Consider the following 18,199-nt stretch of genomic DNA (forward strand, 5'->3'; position numbering starts at 1 on the left):
GCGCCAAGGATAGTAGGATTCGAGAAATTGTCGCCTGCACTGCTTACACTTGTAGCATTGTCTCCCTCGACGATGCCCGTTCTTAGCGACTTGAGTTGAATTACATTGAGGACATTTCATTCTTCTATCATGCCAAACCAAGCATTACCCTTGCAGCAACGCCAGTTAGAAACAGTGTTGGGAGTTCGATGGATGATTGAAGCAGTTCTTTTCGATCTCGATGGAACGTTGCTCGATCGGGATGCCTCAATTAAGCGATTTATTGCAGCCCAATATGGCAGACTCGGCAACTACTTAAGCCACATTCCTAAAGCCGATTACGTTAGCAGATTCATTGAACTAGACTGTCATGGTCATGTTTGGAAAGATAAAGTTTGTCAAGAACTGGTTGCGGAGTTTGGGGTAAGAGGTTTAGGTTGGCAGGCGTTACTTCAGGATTACGAGACACAGTTTCAGGCTCATTGTGTTCCATCTCCTTTTCTCGCTGAGGTATTAAGTGAACTGAAGCAGCAAGGCTACTTGTTGGGCATCGTGAGTAATGGTTTGGGAACGTTTCAAACTCGTGCGATTGAAGGATTAAAAATTCAAGATTATTTTGAGGTGATCTTAATTTCTGAAATTGAGCAAGTGAGAAAACCACAAGCAGAAATTTTCCACAGAGCTATGAAGCAATTGGGAGTAACTTCTATTAGAAGTGTGTTTGTTGGCGATTATCCTGAAGCAGATATTATGGGTGCAAAGAATGCTGGAATGAGAGCGATTTGGAAACGGAGTTTGAACTGGGAGGAGGTAAAAGGAGCAGATGCAACTATCACTGAACTCAATGAAATTCCCTTCGTTCTTCAGCAGTTTGAGAGTAGTTGACAACAGGTAATAATTTCAATGCACCACCGACTTTTCGTTTACGGAACGCTCGCCCCAGGTCGACCCAATGAACACGTTCTAGCGGATGTTCCGGGAGAGTGGGAGCCAGCAACTGTCACTGGCATGTTGCTTCCAGAAGGCTGGGGTGCAGCGGTTGGCTACCCAGGCATTGTCTTGGATAAGGATGGCGACGGAATTGAAGGTTTTCTCTTTAGCTCCGAGAGGTTGACTGAGCACTGGACTCGCCTGGATCAGTTTGAGGGTCAAGGTTATGAGCGTGTCCTAACGACAGCGAAGCTCAAAGACAGAACCACTGTGGATACCTACATCTACAAGCTCGGCACAAAGCTTTTGCACTCGTAGATCAGGACAATTGGCATAACTGTAACTTTCCAGTGCGATCGCCATCTCACAGGGTGCGTAATAACACGCTTTTAACTTTGTGTAGCTACAGTCAGAATCACTGTTGAACATTCAAGCATTATGAGTTGGTGCGTTTGCTTAGCAGCAACGCACCCTACCTTGACTGCTTCAACACCACAAGCCCATCTAGCGCAAAGGTTTGTGAATTTTTGAGACTATGGAGGGCGCAGATAGTCTCAAGGAGTTTCTGCGTATCTCGAAGGGTTAATACTTCCATGATGCGAATCAGCCTTTAACGAAGTGCGATCGCCAATAGCAGAACACTATGTATAGTAATATACTTCGGTTGCTTGTAGAAGAAATATCATGAGTAGCATTCATCTTGCCCATTTTTGCCAACCGTTAATAGGGTTGCCCGAGATATGTAACTCTCAACACATGGTCATTATTCCATTGGGATACCAGGCAGTTGATGTAGAACTGATCTTAGAGGAGGATAAACCAGTGCGATGCCGTTTTGTAGAGTACATTGCTGATAAGCAAACGTACCATTTGATTAGGCTGAGATTGTAGAGATATCACTTTATCATCCAAGTCATCCACTAGCGCCAATCTTTGCTGAGTTGTTGGGCTGCTCTCCGTTACACCTTACGGTATTGTTCCTATACTGCGTAGGCAAGCAACAGAAAGACAACGGAGAAACACTACAATGGGCAAGGCAGGTCCAAGCTTCTATGATGACGAGATGGTGTTTGCAACCTATATGCGACATCGCCATCGTTTAGACGCGCCCAACGAAACGCTGGAAAAGCCAGTCATTCTAGAGCTTGTTGCCCCTATTACGAACAAACAGTTTGTCTTTTCGGTTGGACATCCCGTGATCACATCATGCGATCGGGGTTGGGTCGATGGAACGCCCCGTCAAGATTGGGTGGTTGACAACTACTTTTCAACCGGAGTAAGGGTTACCGATTGATTGGGGAATACTGTACAAAAATATCATCGCACCATTGAAGACTATTTTCATCTGCTTCAGACTGCAGGGCTTCGGGTTGAAGAACTGGTGAAGCAAAGCCACAACGCAACCACTTTGACGACAGGCAAACGTATGAACGACGTAAGCGAATTCCACTTTTTCTTATCTTTTCTTCACGCAAGCCTATGTAATAGAGCATCTGTATAGGAACAGCTGTGTCTACTTTGAGATTCAAAAACTATTCAAATATTAAAATCAAAGAAATGATGAAAGCTTATCTTCTGCTACTCAGTTTAATCAGCACGGTAATCACTATCTCAGCCTGTACAAGCCAATCGGCATCAGAATCAGCAGCGGAGCCTGGGCAACTGTCAGATTTATCAGCAGCGGAGTCTGCCGCCCTAGCAAACTTATCGATGATGATTAACGAACAATTCTCAATTTATGACACCCAAGTAAAATTCTCTGCCACGGGCGGAGAATTTAGGGAAGGACTTCCCCCCTCAGACGATAACTACAGCTACCAAATCGCTCAAGTAACACCAACGAAGGTTTACATGACGGCTATAGCTAATCAATCTAACCTCCGTAGTTTATCTGCTCAGATTTTTGTTATTCCTGAAGCTAGTCGGACTCAAGCCTATAGCAACAGCCCAATTAGTGGCTCTATTTGTGTTACTAACACCCCTTCTCAATCTGCCCCAACTGAACCTGCTGATGCTACTGTTGCCGAACCACCCTGCCCATCTGGATCGTTTTCTGCTGGTGTGTTCTACCCCTATGGCGGCAATCAATGAAGCTAGGGCTTGGTTAGAGTAGCTGCCGAAAGCTCATTTGTCGTGTTTAGAGTTAGACACGTGAAATCAAACCTTTAACTTCGCAACCATTTCAGCACGGGCAGAAACGTCTAGCTTCCGAAATATCCGCTTGAGTACCTGTTTTACAGCATCACGACTGACATTCAACTTTAAGGCGATTTCTCGATTGCTGAAGCCTTGGGCAACTAATTCCGCAATGTCAATTTCTCGTGGTGTTAAACCGTTGACTATAGATGGAGCGATCGCAAGACGCAAAGTTGCTAAACGCACGGATAAATGTTGACATAGAGAACTGACTTGAATTAGATCACGGTCACCAAAGGCAGGAAGCTCTTTCCCGCGCATAAAATAGATTCCACCAATCAGCCGACCTACCCCGATTAGTGGTGCAACCATGCCATGTTCGACCCCATAAATGCGGAATACATTCTGATAAAGGTCGCTTTGGTGCCAATCCTCTAAAGACTGAACTGATAGATGGTGAACCAGAATTTGCTGCCGTATCATTTGTTGACTCACTAAATCTGCACTTTGCCCAACGTCTTGATAGTGATCTCGAAACGTATCTGGCAGTCCCCAAAGATCTGACTCAAATACTCGAAAACGGCTATCGAGCAAATCCAAGCCCCAAGCCGTAGCTCCTACCAGCTCACCCGCGTAGCTCATGAAGCAAGAGCGCAATTGTGCTTCATTTGAGACGGTAGTGATTTTTTCGATCAAAGGGGCAAATTTCATAGGTTTATACCCAGTTGAGGACTTGGTTAAAGCGTTGTAAGACTTTATTTTGTAGAACTGGCCTGCAATTTAGATGTTCTATGTCTATCCCCATTTCAACCTTTTTCGTTGGGCTTAATGGTTTTATTGCGTTTGCTTTGTCTTACATTGTCGTTATGGAACGTACTCGAACTCGCATCTGGCATGGAGAAACTGAAGCAGCACTTATAAACCAGCCTAATTACCTTGAACGTCCCAACAAATGGGCAGCTTTTGTGGAAAACTATACTCAAAAATCCCTGCTCACCAAAGCTGACGATGGCATTCTTCAGCGCAAGGTACGCGCCTATGGAAATTTTACAGAATACGTACCATTAGGGCTGTTGTTTATCATAACCTTAGAGTTGATGCATTCGTCGCCTTGGATGCTTGGGTTGATAGGGAGTGCGCTAACGATAGGACGGGTAGCCCACGCATGGGGCTTAATTACCACCTATGGTCCCTCACCTAGTCGCGCAGTCGGATTTTTCCTAACTTGGTTTGTTTACATTGTTGGTGCTGCTGCCTGCATATACTCCAGTGCGATCGCCATCCTGTGGGGTGCGTCATGACGCACCTTTTTGTATATAGTTATATGTAGCCACTACTTGAGATTCAAGGCTTAGTTCGGTGCTGACCTGAATAACCTCTGGCGAGGAAATATTAACCCGGCAATGTAAGTTCCAAAAGGGAATCTAGCGTTTTCAACGGTTACAGCCTAGAAAATGCAAGATCAATGATTGCCGGTTTAATAGGAACGCGAAACAGCTGATTATTAAAGTCAAATAACTGGGCTCTAAGTAAAATAGAGAGTAAAAGATAAGGGTGAAGACAGGAGGGGATAAGTGGAACTTACATCTAAGCAAATAGCAGAAGCATTTTCTAGTCACAAATTTGAACTCACTTATCCATACTTGTCAGATCATATTCGATGAAATAATGCTAGGTGGTCAACAGTTTGACGGCAGAGACAACGTAATTCAGACCTGTGAAAAGTCGGCAACGCATTTAGCAACGGTTAAAACAAAATTTAGCAAATTCAGAACTATTGTCAGTGAGAACTGTGTAGTAATAGATAGCCTCGCTGAATACGGATCGACTGGCAATGAATTGTCTACAGTTGCATCTTGTGATATTTACCACTTTGCCGAGGGCAAAGTGTCTGAAATTACTTCATACAACATTGAATTAAATTAAAGTTGATTGAACCACTTGAAGGCGTACAATAACCCCAAGACACATCGATCGCTGAAAGATTATCAGTGCGATCGCCCCCAGTTTTATGTTGACAAGAAAACCTAACTTCTTAACCTAATTCACTAATGGATGTGAAGGCAAAGCATTCAAGTCACGAACAGTGACAAACTGATAGCTGCGATCGCGTAAAGCCGTAAAGATATTACGCATCGCATAAAGAGTAGGCTGCTTCCAAGTGTGAGCAAGCACGACCCGACCATCAAATGCTCTACTCACCATCATGCGTTGCATAAAAGCAGTATCGGCACTATCTTTTTCATCGTGGGGAGTGTGCCAACCGACGCAGCGATAGCTCGGAAACTGTCTAACAATCTCATCATGCAGCTTCTTCGTTAATGCTCCATAGGGCGCACGGAAATAAGTGGGAGAACGTTGAATCGTTTGGGTGATGAGATCATGATTTCTACGCACATCATCAATAGCCTCATCCACAGATAGCTTTGCCAGGTTGCGATGGCTAAAGGAGTGATTGCCAATTTCATGACCTTGCTCAGCCATTGCTTTGAGCAGATCAAGGTGCTTTTTAGCATTCACACCGACCGCAAAAAAAGACACTTTTATGTTGTACTGCTGCTGATTGAGTTCGCGAATTACCCGCAACAGTTCAGGGGTTCCTGCAATCGGTTCTGTTTTAGGATCATCATCAAAGGTAAAAGCAATCCGTGGCATCCTGACTTCCTCACTGATGCAAGTTTTAAGTTGCGTCTGGCTGCACTGCGATCGCCTTTATTCGGCGCTTGAGTACGGCAGACGCTCTAGGCAGCAGCGATTGCCCTGCCCTTCTGTGTCTACAGCGCATCATGACTAGATTCCGTATTAACCCCAAGCGATAAGCTCATCAAAAATGGCAGTTGCTCAAGTACTGTTTTTACCGTTGACGTTCCTAGTAGAAAGGAGACCTGATTTAGTGAAGAATTGGGCGGGTTGAAAGCAGTCGGGTGGGTTGAAAGGCGCTTTAAAACTGACAAATAGCTCTTTAATGGACAGCAGATAGATATAAGCTGGAGTTTCAGTAACTTTTATCCATCCAGAAGAACGAAAATTTGGGACAACTTGAAAAGCTCAACACTGGCTGCGCTCGTCCACGCTGAATTTTTCAATAATGTAAGGCGCAACACAACCAGAGAATACATCAACCAGCGCATTCCCAAACACTACGCTTCAACATTATGACTATTCACTCCTTAATCGAATCTCAGTACGCAGCACAGGCTAAATTCTTTGAACATTCGTCTAGCTTTCAGCAGTTAGAATCTGGCAAAGCTCCTGTCGAGTTCTACGACCAATTCATTGCTAACTTGTGTCAAACCCATTTAAAGAGCCCGCAGATTTTGGCATTTCTCTATGCAGTTTCTCCCCCGGAAGCGGCAGCGCAAATCAGGCACAACATGCTGGAAGAGCTGGGACTAGATGAAGCAGGAATCTCCCATCCAGGGTTGCTGTACCAGTTAGCAGCAGCAGCAGGGTTTGATGAAACAGCGCAGGCTGAGCTGACTCGTGCCGCCCAAGAACAGCTCCGGGTGATGTGTACCGATCCCCTGATGTTTGGCACGATAAAGGAGTTGGGGTTATCCATCCTGTTAGAAGTAACCTGTTTTGAGTGGATGTTATCTCGGCTCTCAAGCCGCATCGGTAAAGCGTTAGAAACCCATCGGCAGCTATCCCCAAATCATCTGGAATGGTTTTATCACCACTCTGAAGTGGATATTCGGCATGCTGAAGAGGGCTTACTGTCAGTCGCGCACTATGTGGACTACTACGAGATTGACCCATCAGAACTAGAGGCTATTCTCGACATCACCTTCCGCGAAAACATCTTCATCAAACGCTATTTTGGTGCGATCGCCCTGGCAACAGAAACTCAAATGATGGAGCCAATGGCATGAGAATCATTGAAGCAACGCTGTTTGCACTACGGATTCCGTTTATAGAAGCCTTTGCCCACAGCATCAAATCTCGCACCTATTCCGATTCGATCGTCGTGCGCCTCAAGGCATCAGACGGCACCGTTGGCTACGGAGAAGCCGTGGCTCGTCCTTATGTGACTGGGGAAACGGTAGAGTCCTGCCTTGAGTTTATGGCAGATACGCTATGGGTAGCCGTGCGGCAGGCGGATTACTCTACTGCCCCTCTCGATCTGGAGTCGTCATTGGATTGGTTAAAGGCGATGGCCGCCACACTTCCTGCTGAGACTTCTGATACTGTTATTGCCTGGAATGCCGCCCGTACCGGATTTGAACTGGCGTTGGTCGATTGTTTGCTCAAGTCTCAGCAACGCTCGCTAGGAGAATTGCTTCCTCCTCAGCGTTCTCTTATCACCTACAGCGGCGTGATCACATCCAGCACGGTTGAGTCAGCCGCGAAGAACGCTAAGCGCTTTAAGCAACTGGGAATTTCGCAGCTCAAAGTGAAAGTCACGGGAGAGAACGATCGCGATCGCATTGCTGCTATTCGCGAGGCGGTGGGAGATGACCTATCTTTGCGAATGGATGGCAATGGGGTTTATTCAGTTCAGTCTGCCATTGCTGCCTGTCAAACGTTGGCAGAATTCAAAATTGACAGCGCTGAGCAGATGATATCGCGCGGCGATCCGGCAGATCTGGCAGCCGTGCGCTCAGCCTCTCCCATTCCCCAAATGGCAGATGAATCTTTGATTACCCTGGAGGATGCTCAAGCACTGATCGCAGCAAAAGCGTGTCAGTTCTTCAACCTGCGGATTTCAAAATGTGGAGGATTGGCACATACCATTGCGATTGCTCAACTGGCTCAAGCGTCTGGAATTCAGCTTCAGGTCGGCTGTCAGGTGGGTGAAACGGCAATTCTTTCAGCAGCAGGACGACACTTGGCGGCATGGCTACCAGAGGTGGTGTTTGCGGAAGGCTCCTATGGCACATTGTTGTTAAGTGAAGATGTCAGCCGCACCAGCATTCACTTTGGGCATCGTGGACAGGCAAAAGTGTTGACTCGACCAGGATTAGGAGTTGATGTTAAAGATGCCGTTTTAGAAAAATATGCTCACCAAACGATCAATCTAGCCACCGCATCGGTGCCCGGATTGGGCTGATGAGGGTAAACACAACACCTGCATCGGTGGCGCTGCTGCTAATCCATCCTACGAATCCTTAGAGCATTTATTCCCATGTCTATCCTACTCAGGGCTGCTGTTCAGTGGAACGGTCGATTTCTGGCGCAACGATTTGATGCAGCGGCACAGGCACCAGAAGCGGAGCAGCGATCGCTGCTTCAACAATTGCTGACTCGTCATCACACCACTGTATTTGGGCAGGCACATCATTTCGCTCAAATCCATACACCAGAGGACTATCGCCATGCGGTGCCCATACAGGACTATGAAGGATTTCGTCCCTACATCAACCGCATGATGCGAGGAGAACTCAACCTTTTGGTGAATGAACCCGTGCGGATGTTTACCCTCACCAGCGGCACAACCGGGCAACCCAAATACATTCCCGTTACCCCTTCGTCTGAGCGGGGTGGCTCCAACCTGATGCGACAATGGCTCTACCGTGCCTTGAGCGACCATCCTCAGTTTCTCAATCGTGCCAGCGCAGGGATTGTTAGTGCCGCAGTCGAAGGCTACACCGCCTGCGGAATTCCCTACGGCAGCGTCTCTGGGCGGATTTATCAACAGATTCCCTGGATCGTTCAACGCTCCTATGCCATTCCCTACCCCGTATTTGAACTAAAGGATTACGATACTCGATATCTGGCGATCGCCCGTTTTGCCCTGGCGCGGCAGCTTTCCTTCTTGACAACACCCAATCCCAGCACGCTGATGCGATTGGCGCAGGTGATGACGACTCATCGCGAAGGGTTGATTCGCGCCATTCACGATGGCACGTTAGGATTTGCGGCAGAACCACCCTTACAACGGCGGCTACAAGCCCGGTTGAAGCCCCAACCGCAGCGATCGCGGCAACTAGAACAAATTGTAGAAGCCACCGATGCCCTGCATCCCAAAGACTGTTGGACTGATTTAAAACTATTGGGCTGTTGGACGGGCGGCAGTGTAGGAATCCAAGCACAACGGTTGGCAACTGAATACGGCAATGTGCCAGTTCGCGATCTGGGTTATATCGCAAGCGAAGCTCGGGTTACATTACCGCATCAAGACCATACCCCCAATGGCATTCTCGACCTAACACTCAACTACTATGAATTTATTCCAGAAGACACAATCAATGAACCCAATCCACCTATTTACCTAAGTCATGAACTAGAGCTGGGTAAACAGTACAGCATTTTGCTAACCACTTCCGCTGGACTCTACCGCTACCATATCAATGACATTGTAGAAGTCACCGGATTTTACCATCAGGCTCCTATTCTGGCGTTTGTTCGCAAAGGAAAAGACATGAGTAACCTGACGGGAGAAAAGCTACATGTCAACCACATCCTCATGACCATGAAGCAAATGGAGCAGGAATTTGATCTGGCGGTTAAACAATACTGTTTGGTGCCTAATTTGGATGAGATGCGCTATCACCTGTATCTCGAATTGCTGGAAGAACGGAGCGATCGCTGGATACAACACACTCTCATGCCTGCTATCGAGCGCTCACTTGCTCAGGTAAACGTAGAATATGCCCAAAAGCGAGACTCTGGGCGACTACATGCCCTCTGTTTACACCTCATGCATCCGGGCTGGGCAGAAGCATTGCAACGGCAGGCGATCGCCAATGGACAGCGGGATGTGCAATACAAATGGAAAATCCTCTCTCCTGAAGTGCCATTGGGCGATCGAGCGGACATCCTCAAAACATTTGAATCTCAGCCCAGGTAATGTGTTCTAAACCTTGAAGTATAGATTGAGATACAAACTAATGAGCCATAATTTGCAATGCCTTGACTCTACTCGTATTAAACGACGCGTGGCGTGTGGACGAAACTTACATCAAAATCAAGGGCGTGTGGAAGTACCTGTACCGAGCGGTCAATTCAGAAGGCAATACGCTGGACTTCAGGCCCAGTGCAAAGCGGAATAGCAAGGCAGCAGCACGATTCCTTCGCAAAGTCCTCAAAGCTCAGCACACTCAAACTCCACGGGTAATTATCGTGGACAAGAATGGCGCTTACCCAGTGGCAATGGATACTCTCAAACAAGATGAGGTGATTGGAAAAGCGACCGAATTGAGGCAGAGCAAATATTTAAAAGCAACTGTTGAAGGAAACGTAGTGTTGGCTAGGCCGCTTTAGCTTGACGGTCGAGCCACAGATCGAAGTTCGTCGCCCCAACACGTGGCTTGTCGCTAGGGGTGAGGGAGCGATCGTTCAACTCTATGCCAAAGTAGCGGGCGTGGATGTCTGTGATTACTTTGCGTGTGTCGTTGTTTGCGATCAAGAATCGTTGGACGAGTTCGTCGAGACGGAACTTTTCGGGACCAGCCACCTCGATCGTGCCGTTCAGGGGTGCCTCGACTGTGAGATCAGTCAGTACGGTAACCACATCATCTGACGCGATCGGCTGCACTAGCGCAGGTGACAAGCGAACCGTTTGCCCGTCAGTGCTTGATTCGGCGATGCCACTCAGAAACTCGAAGAACTGCGTTGCACGCAGGATCGTATAAGGAGTCTTGGAATCCTTAATCAGCTTCTCCTGGGCAACCTTTGCCCGCATGTAGCCGCTGTCGGGCAAGCCATCGGCATTGACAACCGACAGCGCTACGTGATGTCCCACACCAGCCGTCGCTTCTGCGGCAAGCAGGTTACGTCCTGATGTCTCGAAGAACTCCAAAACTGGCTTGTCTTCGAACGAAGGCGAGTTCGCCACATCAACAACAACCTGAGCGCCCACAAGCGCTTCAGCCAATCCCTCACCTGTGATGGTGTTGACACCTGATCTGGGTGATGCCGCCACAACCTCATGACCAAGCTGACGAAGGTTGTTCACAAGCTTGGTTCCGATCAGCCCGCTGCCACCAATAACTACAATCTTCATATCGAACCTCTTTTGTTTGTTGTTTTGAGTGAATCCGTTGCAGCAGAAACTTAGCCTGTCAACCGGGTCGGGGTCGTAAGACTGGATTACTACTAGAACTCGGGGAATTGTGCAGGTTATTCAGCGGTTAGGAGCTAATGCGTTGCTAATTCCTTTCCCTTGCGCCTTTGAACCTGATGTCACTACATTAGGGAAGTTTTTTAGGTTTGTCGTTACCTACCAGTTCACTACTTTGAGGTCAACATGATGAATCTAAACACTAGAAGAGAGGTGAACTTTGTTGCCATTAATTTTGGTTTGAATTGGCTAAATTCCCTTCCCTGCATCAGTTCTAGCCTTGTCGTGCTGGAAACAAAAAGTTCACTTTGACTCAGGTAAAATCAGGTCACTACCGTTAATGGAGTATAAAGACAATGGATTTAGAGCAAGCGCTGCAAGTTGCTAATTCCGTAGTCTTTGCCAGAGTGGGTAGACGGCTCAATGAAGTAGAAGCCGCCATTCTACTGGGAGCCTTGCAAGAGCAGACCTACGAGCAAATTGCTGAAGAGTCTGGCTACTCGCTCAGCTATATCAAGCGCAACGTCGGTCCCAAACTCTGGAACCTGCTAGAGCAAGCCTTCGGGGAGCACGTCAGTAAAACCAACTTTCGAGGGGCGTTAGAACATCAGTGGCGTCAGTCGCTGATTGGTGCGACCCAAACCCAGGCTCTAGCCGTTGAGCAATCGACTGCCCGATCGCACCCGCCAGATTGGGAGAGTCCTATTGATACGGCTACCTTCTGCGGACGCAGTGAAGAACTGATGCGCCTCAAGCAGTGGGTGTTGGAAGAACAATGCCGCCTCGTGCTGCTGCTGGGCATTGGTGGGATTGGCAAAAGTACTTTGTCTGCCAGACTGGTGCAGCAAATTCAAACCGGGTTTGAGGTGGTGGTGTGGCGATCGCTGCAAAATGCTCCACCGTTTGAAGAGTGGTTAGAGACAGTGTTGCCGATGCTATTGCAGGCACAGGGAAAAGACATCGCCGTGCCAAGTACCTTGGATGGGAAACTGCAAAAGCTGATGGAGGGGTTGCGGCAAAAGCGCTGTTTGCTGATCCTGGACAATGTTGAGACAATCCTGAGTGCTGGGCAACCGACACAGTATCGACCAAGCTATGAGGGGTATGGTCAGCTATTCAAAGAGATTGGGGGAGTCCCCCATCGGAGTTGCTTGCTGCTCACCAGTCGCGAAAAGCCTAGAGAGATTGTGCCACTAGAAGGAATGCAGCAATCAGTCAGAACATTCCTGCTCAAAGGACTGAACCCAGAAGCAGGACGAGAACTATTTCTCTATAAAGGGGCATTTGTGGGAACAGATTCAGAATGGGAGCAATTAGTAAATCATTACAGCGGCAACCCCCTGGCACTGAAGCTGCTAGCAGCCACAACCCAAGACCTTTTTAGTGGCAGCATTGCTGGGATATTGAACTATGTGCAGCAGGGGTTAGCGGTCTTTGATGATATTCGAGACTTGCTCCAGCACCAGTTTGATCGCCTATCAGAAGTTGAGCAGGAAATGCTCTTCTGGTTAGCCATTGATCGGGAACCCGTCTCGCTGTTCGAGTTGAATGAGGATCTTGCAACCAAGGCTTCCAGACGCAGATTGCCGGATGCGATGCAGTCGTTGTTGCGACGCTCGTTGATTGAAAAGGAGGGTGAACAGTTCTTTCTCCAGCCTGTGGTGCTGGAGTATGCAACCGATCAGTTCGTGCGGTGTATTTCTGGGGAAATTGCCAGCCAAACGCCAGAGCGGTTAAGAACTCATGCGCTGCTCAAAGCCCAGGCAAAAGACTATGTGCGGGAGATGCAAAAGCGGTTAATTATTGAACCAATCGCTGAACAATTGTGGCTCCAGTTTGCCAATTCACAAGCCCTTGAGCAGCAGTTGAAAACTCTGTTGGAGCAGCAACAACAAGCACCTCAGCCAGATTATATGGCTGGTAATCTTCTCAACCTGCTGGTGCATCTGCAAAGCAATTTACAAGGCTGTGACTTTTCTGAGCTAGCCGTATGGCAAGCTGACTTGCGGCAGGTCAACCTGGCAGGGGGCAATTTTCGCAACGCTGATTTAGCCACATCTGTGTTTGCAGAGACTTTATGTAGCATCATGTCAGTCAGCTTTAATCCAGATGGCAGCTTGCTGGCAACCGGCGATTTGGACGGTAAGATTTGCCTGTGGCGTGTGGTCAATGGTCAACAGGTTTTGACATTGCAAGGACATACAGGTTGGATCTGGGCAGTCACCTTCAGTCCCGACGGAAAAACGCTAGCAAGTTGCAGTCATGACTCGTTGATTCGGTTGTGGGATGTGCAAAACATCGATCTTGAGCAACACAATCCTGCAAACTGGGACCAAGCGAGTGCTTCCAACCATCTCCCAGGAGCCTGTCCCAAGACACTGCGCGGGCATCTCAGTCGGGTTTGGACGATCGCCTTCAGCCCCGATGGTCAAATGCTGGCGAGTGGCAGTGATGACCAGATTCGGCTCTGGAATGTACGCGACGGCACCTGCCTAGCAGTTTTGCAGGGTCACACGGGTGGGGTCACTTCAGTCAGCTTTAGTCCCAATGGACAGATTCTGGCGAGTGGCAGCGAAGACTCCTCGATCCGATTGTGGAGTATTGATCACGGAACCACCCTCAAAACCTTGCAAGGACACGCCCATTGGGTGAGGGCAGTTGCCTTCAGCCCGGATGGTCAAACCCTCGCCAGCAGTAGTGACGATCGCACTGTTCGGCTATGGGAGGTAAAGACGGGCACCTGTCGCCGAACACTGCAAGGGCATACGGGTTGGGTCACCTCACTCAGTTTTAGTCCTAATGGTCAAATGCTTGCTAGTAGTAGTGAGGATGCCTCAGTGCGGTTGTGGAGTGTGCAGGACGGAACGTGCTTCACACTTCTACAAGGTCACAGCAGTTGTGTTTGGGAAGTTGCCTTTAATCCAAATGGTCAAACCCTCGCGAGTGGCAGTGCAGACCGTTCAGCTCGATTGTGGGATGTCCAGGATGGCACCTGCCTCAGGACGTTTCAGGGGCAAACCAGTGGAGTCACTTCAGTCAGCTTTAGTCCAGATGGCTTCATACTAGCCAGTGGCAGTTATGATGCCCTCGTGCGGCTATGGGATGTGCAGCAAGAAACTTGCTCCAAGAATCTGCCAGGACACACCAATTGGATTTGGACGGTGGAATTTTGTCCGAACGGTCAAATGCTTGCGAGTGGCAGCAATGATCAAACTGTGCGGCTCTGGGATGTGCGATCTGGTGCCCCCTCCAGAACCCTACAAGGACATACAGGTTGGGTTTTATCCGTTACATTTAGTCTTGATGGATACACCCTTGCGAGTGGTAGCAACGATCAAACTGTGCGGCTTTGGGATGTGCGATCTGGCACCTGCCTCAAAACTCTACAAGGACATACGAGTTGGGTTTGGGCAGTCGCCTTTAGCCCTGATGGTCAAACTCTTGCGAGTGGCAGCAACGATCAAACTGTGCGGCTCTGGGATGTGCGATCTGGCACCTGTCTCAGAACCTTACAAGGGCATACAGGTTGGGTTTTGTCTGCTGCTTTCAGCCCCGATGGTCAGACTCTAGCGACTAGTAGCCAGGACGGCTCAGTTCGATTTTGGCATGTGCAAGACGGAACGTGCTTGGCAACGTTACACAACCATACCAATGGCATTCGCTCCGTTGCCTTCAGCCCCAATGGTCGCATTTTAGCCAGTGGTAGTGATGATCGAACTATCCGGCTATGGGATGTCCAAGACGGCACCTGCCAGAAAGTCCTGCAAGGGCACACCAGCCGAGTCTGTTCTGTTCAGTTTAGTCCGGTTGATGTTAGCCTGCCATCAGGTGCAGGTCCGATTTTAGTCAGTGGTAGTCAGGATGAAACCATTAAGCTGTGGAATCCGACAACAGGTGAGTGTCTCAAAACGCTAAGAGCTGATCGCCTTTATGAAGGCATGAATATTCAAGGCGTAACCGGGTTAACGGTCGCTCAAAAAGCTACCCTTAAAACGTTAGGGGCAATTGATGTACAGTGACTTTTTATTTGACATAGAGACACATCAGTGTCGTTGAAGAAGCAAAGTTAAAGTTAGTCTGCTTTTTTGCCTCAAGTCAGATTGGCAATGCTGATGGATAGATGCTAATCCACTGAGCAACATCTCCCTGTAACCCTGCAACAGAGGAAATGTTGCTCGACGACACGAATTTGTCTCAATGTCATTTAATTTGGCACTGTATAGAAGATTTTATGCGGCAACCAGCGATAATGAGGGAAGTTTTATATCAATTCATTTCCACCCCAGCATTGACTATTGATCGCTCGTGTCTATTCACACTCAATTTTTGACTCGCTCTATCCGCTTGATGGCGCTGAGCTTCGCCACTGCCACACTTGCCGCGTTGGCATGGCACATTCCAACTCAAGCCCAACCTGCTTTTTCAGATGTGCCCTCGGACTATTGGGCAGCACCGTTCATTCAAGCGCTCGTCGATCGACAGGTGATTCGCGGCTTTACAGATGGTCGCTTTCGCCCTGATGAGCCGATCACTCGCGCTCAATTTGCTGTGCTGGTCGAGCAAGCATTCGATCGCCCGACTGTCCGTAGCGCGATTCGCTTTCGCGATGTGAGCGATCGTTACTGGGCAGCAGGCGCAATCCAAAGCGCTTACACTGAGAGCTTTCTCAGCGGCTATCCGGGCAATGTCTTTCTGCCCAATCAGCCAATGCCCCGCGCTCAAGTCTTAGTGGCGCTGACGAGCGGTCTGCAACTTGAACCCAGTGGAACCAATGAGAGTGTCATTGGTGGATTCCGTGACTATAGCGCCATCCCGGAATATGCCAAAGATGGCGTAGCGGCGGCGACCTTCCGCGACATGACCGTGAACTATCCCGATCTTGATTTCCTCAGTCCCAATCGCGCTTCGACCCGCGCTGAAGTTGCGGTCTCAATTTATCAAGCTCTGGTGGCGACGGGCAACGCTCCCCCGATCGCCTCTCCCTATATCTACTGATCTAGAGCTAGAAGCTTCCCATCGCAGAGCGAGTTTGATCGAGCCGTACCCCGCATCGACGGTTAGATCGGCAGGATCGATGGTTGTGCTAGCAGACGAACAGGCAATTACCCGTCACCACTGGCTCACTAGCATCTTGCTAAACAGAACCTACTCATTAGCTGGCGTTGAAGCTGTGCTAGGCAACGGTTGCGGGGTTAATGTTACCGTTGAGAAGTAGCTTCTTGCCACTGGTGAGAATAACAAAACCTGAGAATGAGATATGGCAACGACAAAGATTAGAAAGACTGCTGGAATCTGCAATGGAGCTGCTTGCATTGGTCGAACGCAAATTCCCGTATGGGAGTTGGTTGCTTTGCGATCGCAGGGATGTTCAGACGCTAACTTACTCAGCGACTACCCCCAGCTAACCCGCGATGACTTGAAAGCTGCTTTTGCCTACTACGCTCAAAATCCAGAAGAAATTGATGCGGCGATCGCAGAAGCTGAGGATTTAGAGAGCTAATCAACAGTGCTGACAGCACTTTCTCTCACTCATGATTGTGCAGAATGATCAGGCGATCGGAGTTTTAAACATGCAAAATACAGATCGCTTGATCCAACTTCGCAGTCAGTATCTTGAATTAGCCAATCATGTTTTGCCAAACTTGGCAACTTCTCGCCATTTTCCGGTACGTGAAAATCATTGTTTTCAGCGCATTATTCTAGATAACTTATTTGGTCGCTGCTGGTATGAAGTGTTGGAACGCAAGCGAGAACCGGCTTATAAGCAATTGTCTGAAGCGCAGCTAGAGGAGGCGATCGCCTTGGCTAATTGCATCATTTCTCAACCTGATTCGTACTTGCGATCCCTAAATCAGAATAGTTTGAATTGGCGGCAAAAGAGCAGGTAGAGCAGGTTACAGGATTGAAAGCTGATGTATAGCAATTCTAAATGGGTTGCTGCCAAATTCAAGTTTATCTTCGACTAAGAATAAAAATAATTGGCTTACCTGTGTCCCAGCCACGTATAAGAAGTCAAACGTTTGACTCAACTTCTATATAGGTCATGTAGATTTCCTCAAGATGTAAGCAGGAATTTTAGGCATCAGACTCATGAGATAGTGCGATGACCTTCAAAAGCACCTGTTCCAGACGCTCAACGTCACCACACCGAATGCCAACAAAAAAGGTGGGAGTTTCGGCAACCCCATTTTGCTGCCCACTTTCGATATCTGCTTCCACCCGCTCGGCATGAACATGTTCTGATAACTCCCTCAAAAATTGGGGAATATCAAGGTGCAGTTGAGCGGCATAGGTGACAATGTCGCTGTCATCAAGTGCTTGCTGATTTTCAAACAGCAGGTCGTGCATTTCCCAAAACTTGCCCTGATTAGCTGATGCTTCTGCGCTCTCGGCGGCTCTATAGGATTGTGGATGACGGTGAGGTTGTGGAAAATGGCGAAAGACAAAGCAAAACTGCTCTCCCAATTGTTGTTGTATGGTTTTGATCAGTTGATGAGATCGCCCCGACTGCGGACACTGATAGTCGCCATATTTCATCAAAACAAACTTAGCGTTAGGCAACCCTCGCATGTGATCGCGATCGCTCAGGGGCGGAATCACCTGACTTGTTTCACCATAAGGATGGGTAGACATTAAACATATTGCTTTGGGTGGATAGCTTTAGCCTAAAGGCAATGCTTACCGCTGTCACCTAGAGTCGAGTCAGCCCGCTTCCTCTAAAAAGGATCATCCTAATTGCCATTCTTAGAGATAGTTTTATGCCTGACCATTTGGTCAGGCAGCTAGTGGGAAAGGAGTAGCTGCGTTGATTAGCACTGCTCTAAAAGTTAACTCTGGTTAGATGCCAAACACCTGCAAAAGGGTGTTTAATCCAACAGATAGATTAGGTTAATTGTCCTGACAGGCAATTGCCAGCTTTGCCCAGTGTTCATTAGAGCAGGAGTACTGCTTATGTTGCTGTAAAAGGCTCCCAGACTGCTGGTCCAATGCGATCGCAACTAATACCAAATCCGTTTGTATAGCGGTATCGGTAGGGGCGAAGCATTCGGTCCCAATCCCTGCCCCTGAAGCATAATTGTTTTGCCGAATGCTTCGCCTGTACACCAGAATAGTGCTTCTTTACGAAATAGATTCTGTATAAATTCTCTGTTT

Annotated in this window: 17 protein-coding genes and 2 pseudogenes; 14 read left to right on the top strand and 5 right to left on the bottom strand. The window is 48.2% G+C overall.

Annotated elements, in window-relative coordinates; genetic code table 11:
- The first annotated feature begins 129 nt into the window (after positions 1–129).
- The 4 genes and pseudogenes from H6F88_RS15930 to H6F88_RS15945 all read left to right on the top strand — a co-directional run bounded on the left by H6F88_RS15930 (position 130) and on the right by H6F88_RS15945 (position 3,000).
- Positions 130–864 carry an HAD-IA family hydrolase gene (locus H6F88_RS15930; RefSeq protein WP_242050576.1) on the top strand — a complete coding sequence of 245 codons (735 nt, stop codon included), beginning with the start codon at positions 130–132 and terminating at the stop codon, positions 862–864.
- 18 nt (positions 865–882) lie between these two features.
- Complete coding sequence (locus tag H6F88_RS15935; RefSeq protein WP_190643742.1) at positions 883–1,227, top strand: gamma-glutamylcyclotransferase family protein; 345 nt, start codon at positions 883–885, stop codon at positions 1,225–1,227.
- A gap of 709 nt (positions 1,228–1,936) precedes the next feature.
- Positions 1,937–2,394: pseudogene (locus tag H6F88_RS34500) on the top strand (hypothetical protein).
- A 72-nt stretch (positions 2,395–2,466) separates the two neighbouring features.
- Complete coding sequence (locus H6F88_RS15945; protein ID WP_190643743.1) at positions 2,467–3,000, top strand: type IV pilin-like G/H family protein; 534 nt, start codon at positions 2,467–2,469, stop codon at positions 2,998–3,000.
- Positions 3,001–3,066: 66 nt separating this feature from the next.
- On the opposite strand, the gene H6F88_RS15950 is transcribed toward H6F88_RS15945, so the two are convergent.
- Positions 3,067–3,756 carry a LuxR C-terminal-related transcriptional regulator gene (locus H6F88_RS15950; RefSeq protein WP_190643744.1) on the bottom strand — a complete coding sequence of 230 codons (690 nt, stop codon included), beginning with the start codon at positions 3,754–3,756 and terminating at the stop codon, positions 3,067–3,069.
- A gap of 80 nt (positions 3,757–3,836) precedes the next feature.
- Between H6F88_RS15950 and H6F88_RS15955 the strand changes: the two genes are divergently transcribed.
- Positions 3,837–4,346, top strand: a complete 510-nt coding sequence (locus H6F88_RS15955) for an MAPEG family protein (protein WP_190643745.1) — start codon at positions 3,837–3,839, stop codon at positions 4,344–4,346.
- 739 nt (positions 4,347–5,085) lie between these two features.
- Here the strand turns inward: H6F88_RS15955 and H6F88_RS15960 are convergent.
- Positions 5,086–5,700 carry a polysaccharide deacetylase family protein gene (locus tag H6F88_RS15960; protein WP_190643746.1) on the bottom strand — a complete coding sequence of 205 codons (615 nt, stop codon included), beginning with the start codon at positions 5,698–5,700 and terminating at the stop codon, positions 5,086–5,088.
- Positions 5,701–6,200: 500 nt separating this feature from the next.
- Between H6F88_RS15960 and H6F88_RS15965 the strand changes: the two genes are divergently transcribed.
- The 4 genes and pseudogenes from H6F88_RS15965 to H6F88_RS15980 all read left to right on the top strand — a co-directional run.
- Complete coding sequence (locus H6F88_RS15965) at positions 6,201–6,917, top strand: iron-containing redox enzyme family protein (protein ID WP_190643747.1); 717 nt, start codon at positions 6,201–6,203, stop codon at positions 6,915–6,917.
- A complete protein-coding gene (locus H6F88_RS15970) occupies positions 6,914–8,095 on the top strand; it encodes an enolase C-terminal domain-like protein (RefSeq protein WP_190643748.1) in 1,182 nt (393 codons plus the stop codon). Before H6F88_RS15965 ends, H6F88_RS15970 begins: the two co-directional genes overlap by 4 nt.
- A gap of 75 nt (positions 8,096–8,170) precedes the next feature.
- Positions 8,171–9,835, top strand: coding sequence for a GH3 auxin-responsive promoter family protein (locus H6F88_RS15975; protein ID WP_190643749.1), 1,665 nt, complete (start codon positions 8,171–8,173; stop codon positions 9,833–9,835).
- Between the two features lie 80 nt (positions 9,836–9,915).
- Positions 9,916–10,203: pseudogene (locus tag H6F88_RS15980) on the top strand (DDE-type integrase/transposase/recombinase); the annotation flags it as partial.
- 31 nt (positions 10,204–10,234) lie between these two features.
- Here H6F88_RS15980 and H6F88_RS15985 read toward each other — a convergent pair.
- Positions 10,235–10,990 carry an SDR family oxidoreductase gene (locus tag H6F88_RS15985; protein ID WP_190643751.1) on the bottom strand — a complete coding sequence of 252 codons (756 nt, stop codon included), beginning with the start codon at positions 10,988–10,990 and terminating at the stop codon, positions 10,235–10,237.
- A 413-nt stretch (positions 10,991–11,403) separates the two neighbouring features.
- On the opposite strand from H6F88_RS15985, the gene H6F88_RS15990 reads away from it, so the two are divergent.
- From H6F88_RS15990 to H6F88_RS16010, 5 genes are all read left to right on the top strand, one after another.
- Positions 11,404–15,066, top strand: coding sequence for an NB-ARC domain-containing protein (locus H6F88_RS15990; protein WP_190643752.1), 3,663 nt, complete (start codon positions 11,404–11,406; stop codon positions 15,064–15,066).
- Between the two features lie 286 nt (positions 15,067–15,352).
- The gene (locus tag H6F88_RS15995; RefSeq protein WP_190643753.1) at positions 15,353–16,042 is read left to right on the top strand and encodes an S-layer homology domain-containing protein; all 690 of its coding nucleotides are present in this window, start codon (positions 15,353–15,355) and stop codon (positions 16,040–16,042) included.
- Positions 16,043–16,121: 79 nt separating this feature from the next.
- Complete coding sequence (locus H6F88_RS16000; protein WP_190643754.1) at positions 16,122–16,262, top strand: hypothetical protein; 141 nt, start codon at positions 16,122–16,124, stop codon at positions 16,260–16,262.
- A gap of 42 nt (positions 16,263–16,304) precedes the next feature.
- Positions 16,305–16,547, top strand: a complete 243-nt coding sequence (locus H6F88_RS16005; protein ID WP_190643755.1) for a DUF433 domain-containing protein — start codon at positions 16,305–16,307, stop codon at positions 16,545–16,547.
- 31 nt (positions 16,548–16,578) lie between these two features.
- Positions 16,579–16,935, top strand: coding sequence for a hypothetical protein (locus H6F88_RS16010; RefSeq protein WP_242050577.1), 357 nt, complete (start codon positions 16,579–16,581; stop codon positions 16,933–16,935).
- Between the two features lie 187 nt (positions 16,936–17,122).
- On the opposite strand, the gene H6F88_RS16015 is transcribed toward H6F88_RS16010, so the two are convergent.
- Entirely contained in the window at positions 17,123–17,680 is a 558-nt protein-coding gene (locus H6F88_RS16015; protein WP_190643756.1) for a thioredoxin domain-containing protein, read from the bottom strand.
- A gap of 255 nt (positions 17,681–17,935) precedes the next feature.
- A complete protein-coding gene (locus H6F88_RS16020; RefSeq protein WP_190643757.1) occupies positions 17,936–18,151 on the bottom strand; it encodes a hypothetical protein in 216 nt (71 codons plus the stop codon).
- Positions 18,152–18,199 lie beyond the last annotated feature (48 nt).

Origin of the sequence: Oculatella sp. FACHB-28, from assembly GCF_014696015.1 — a bacterium.
Classification (GTDB): domain Bacteria; phylum Cyanobacteriota; class Cyanobacteriia; order Elainellales; family Elainellaceae; genus JAAUTN01.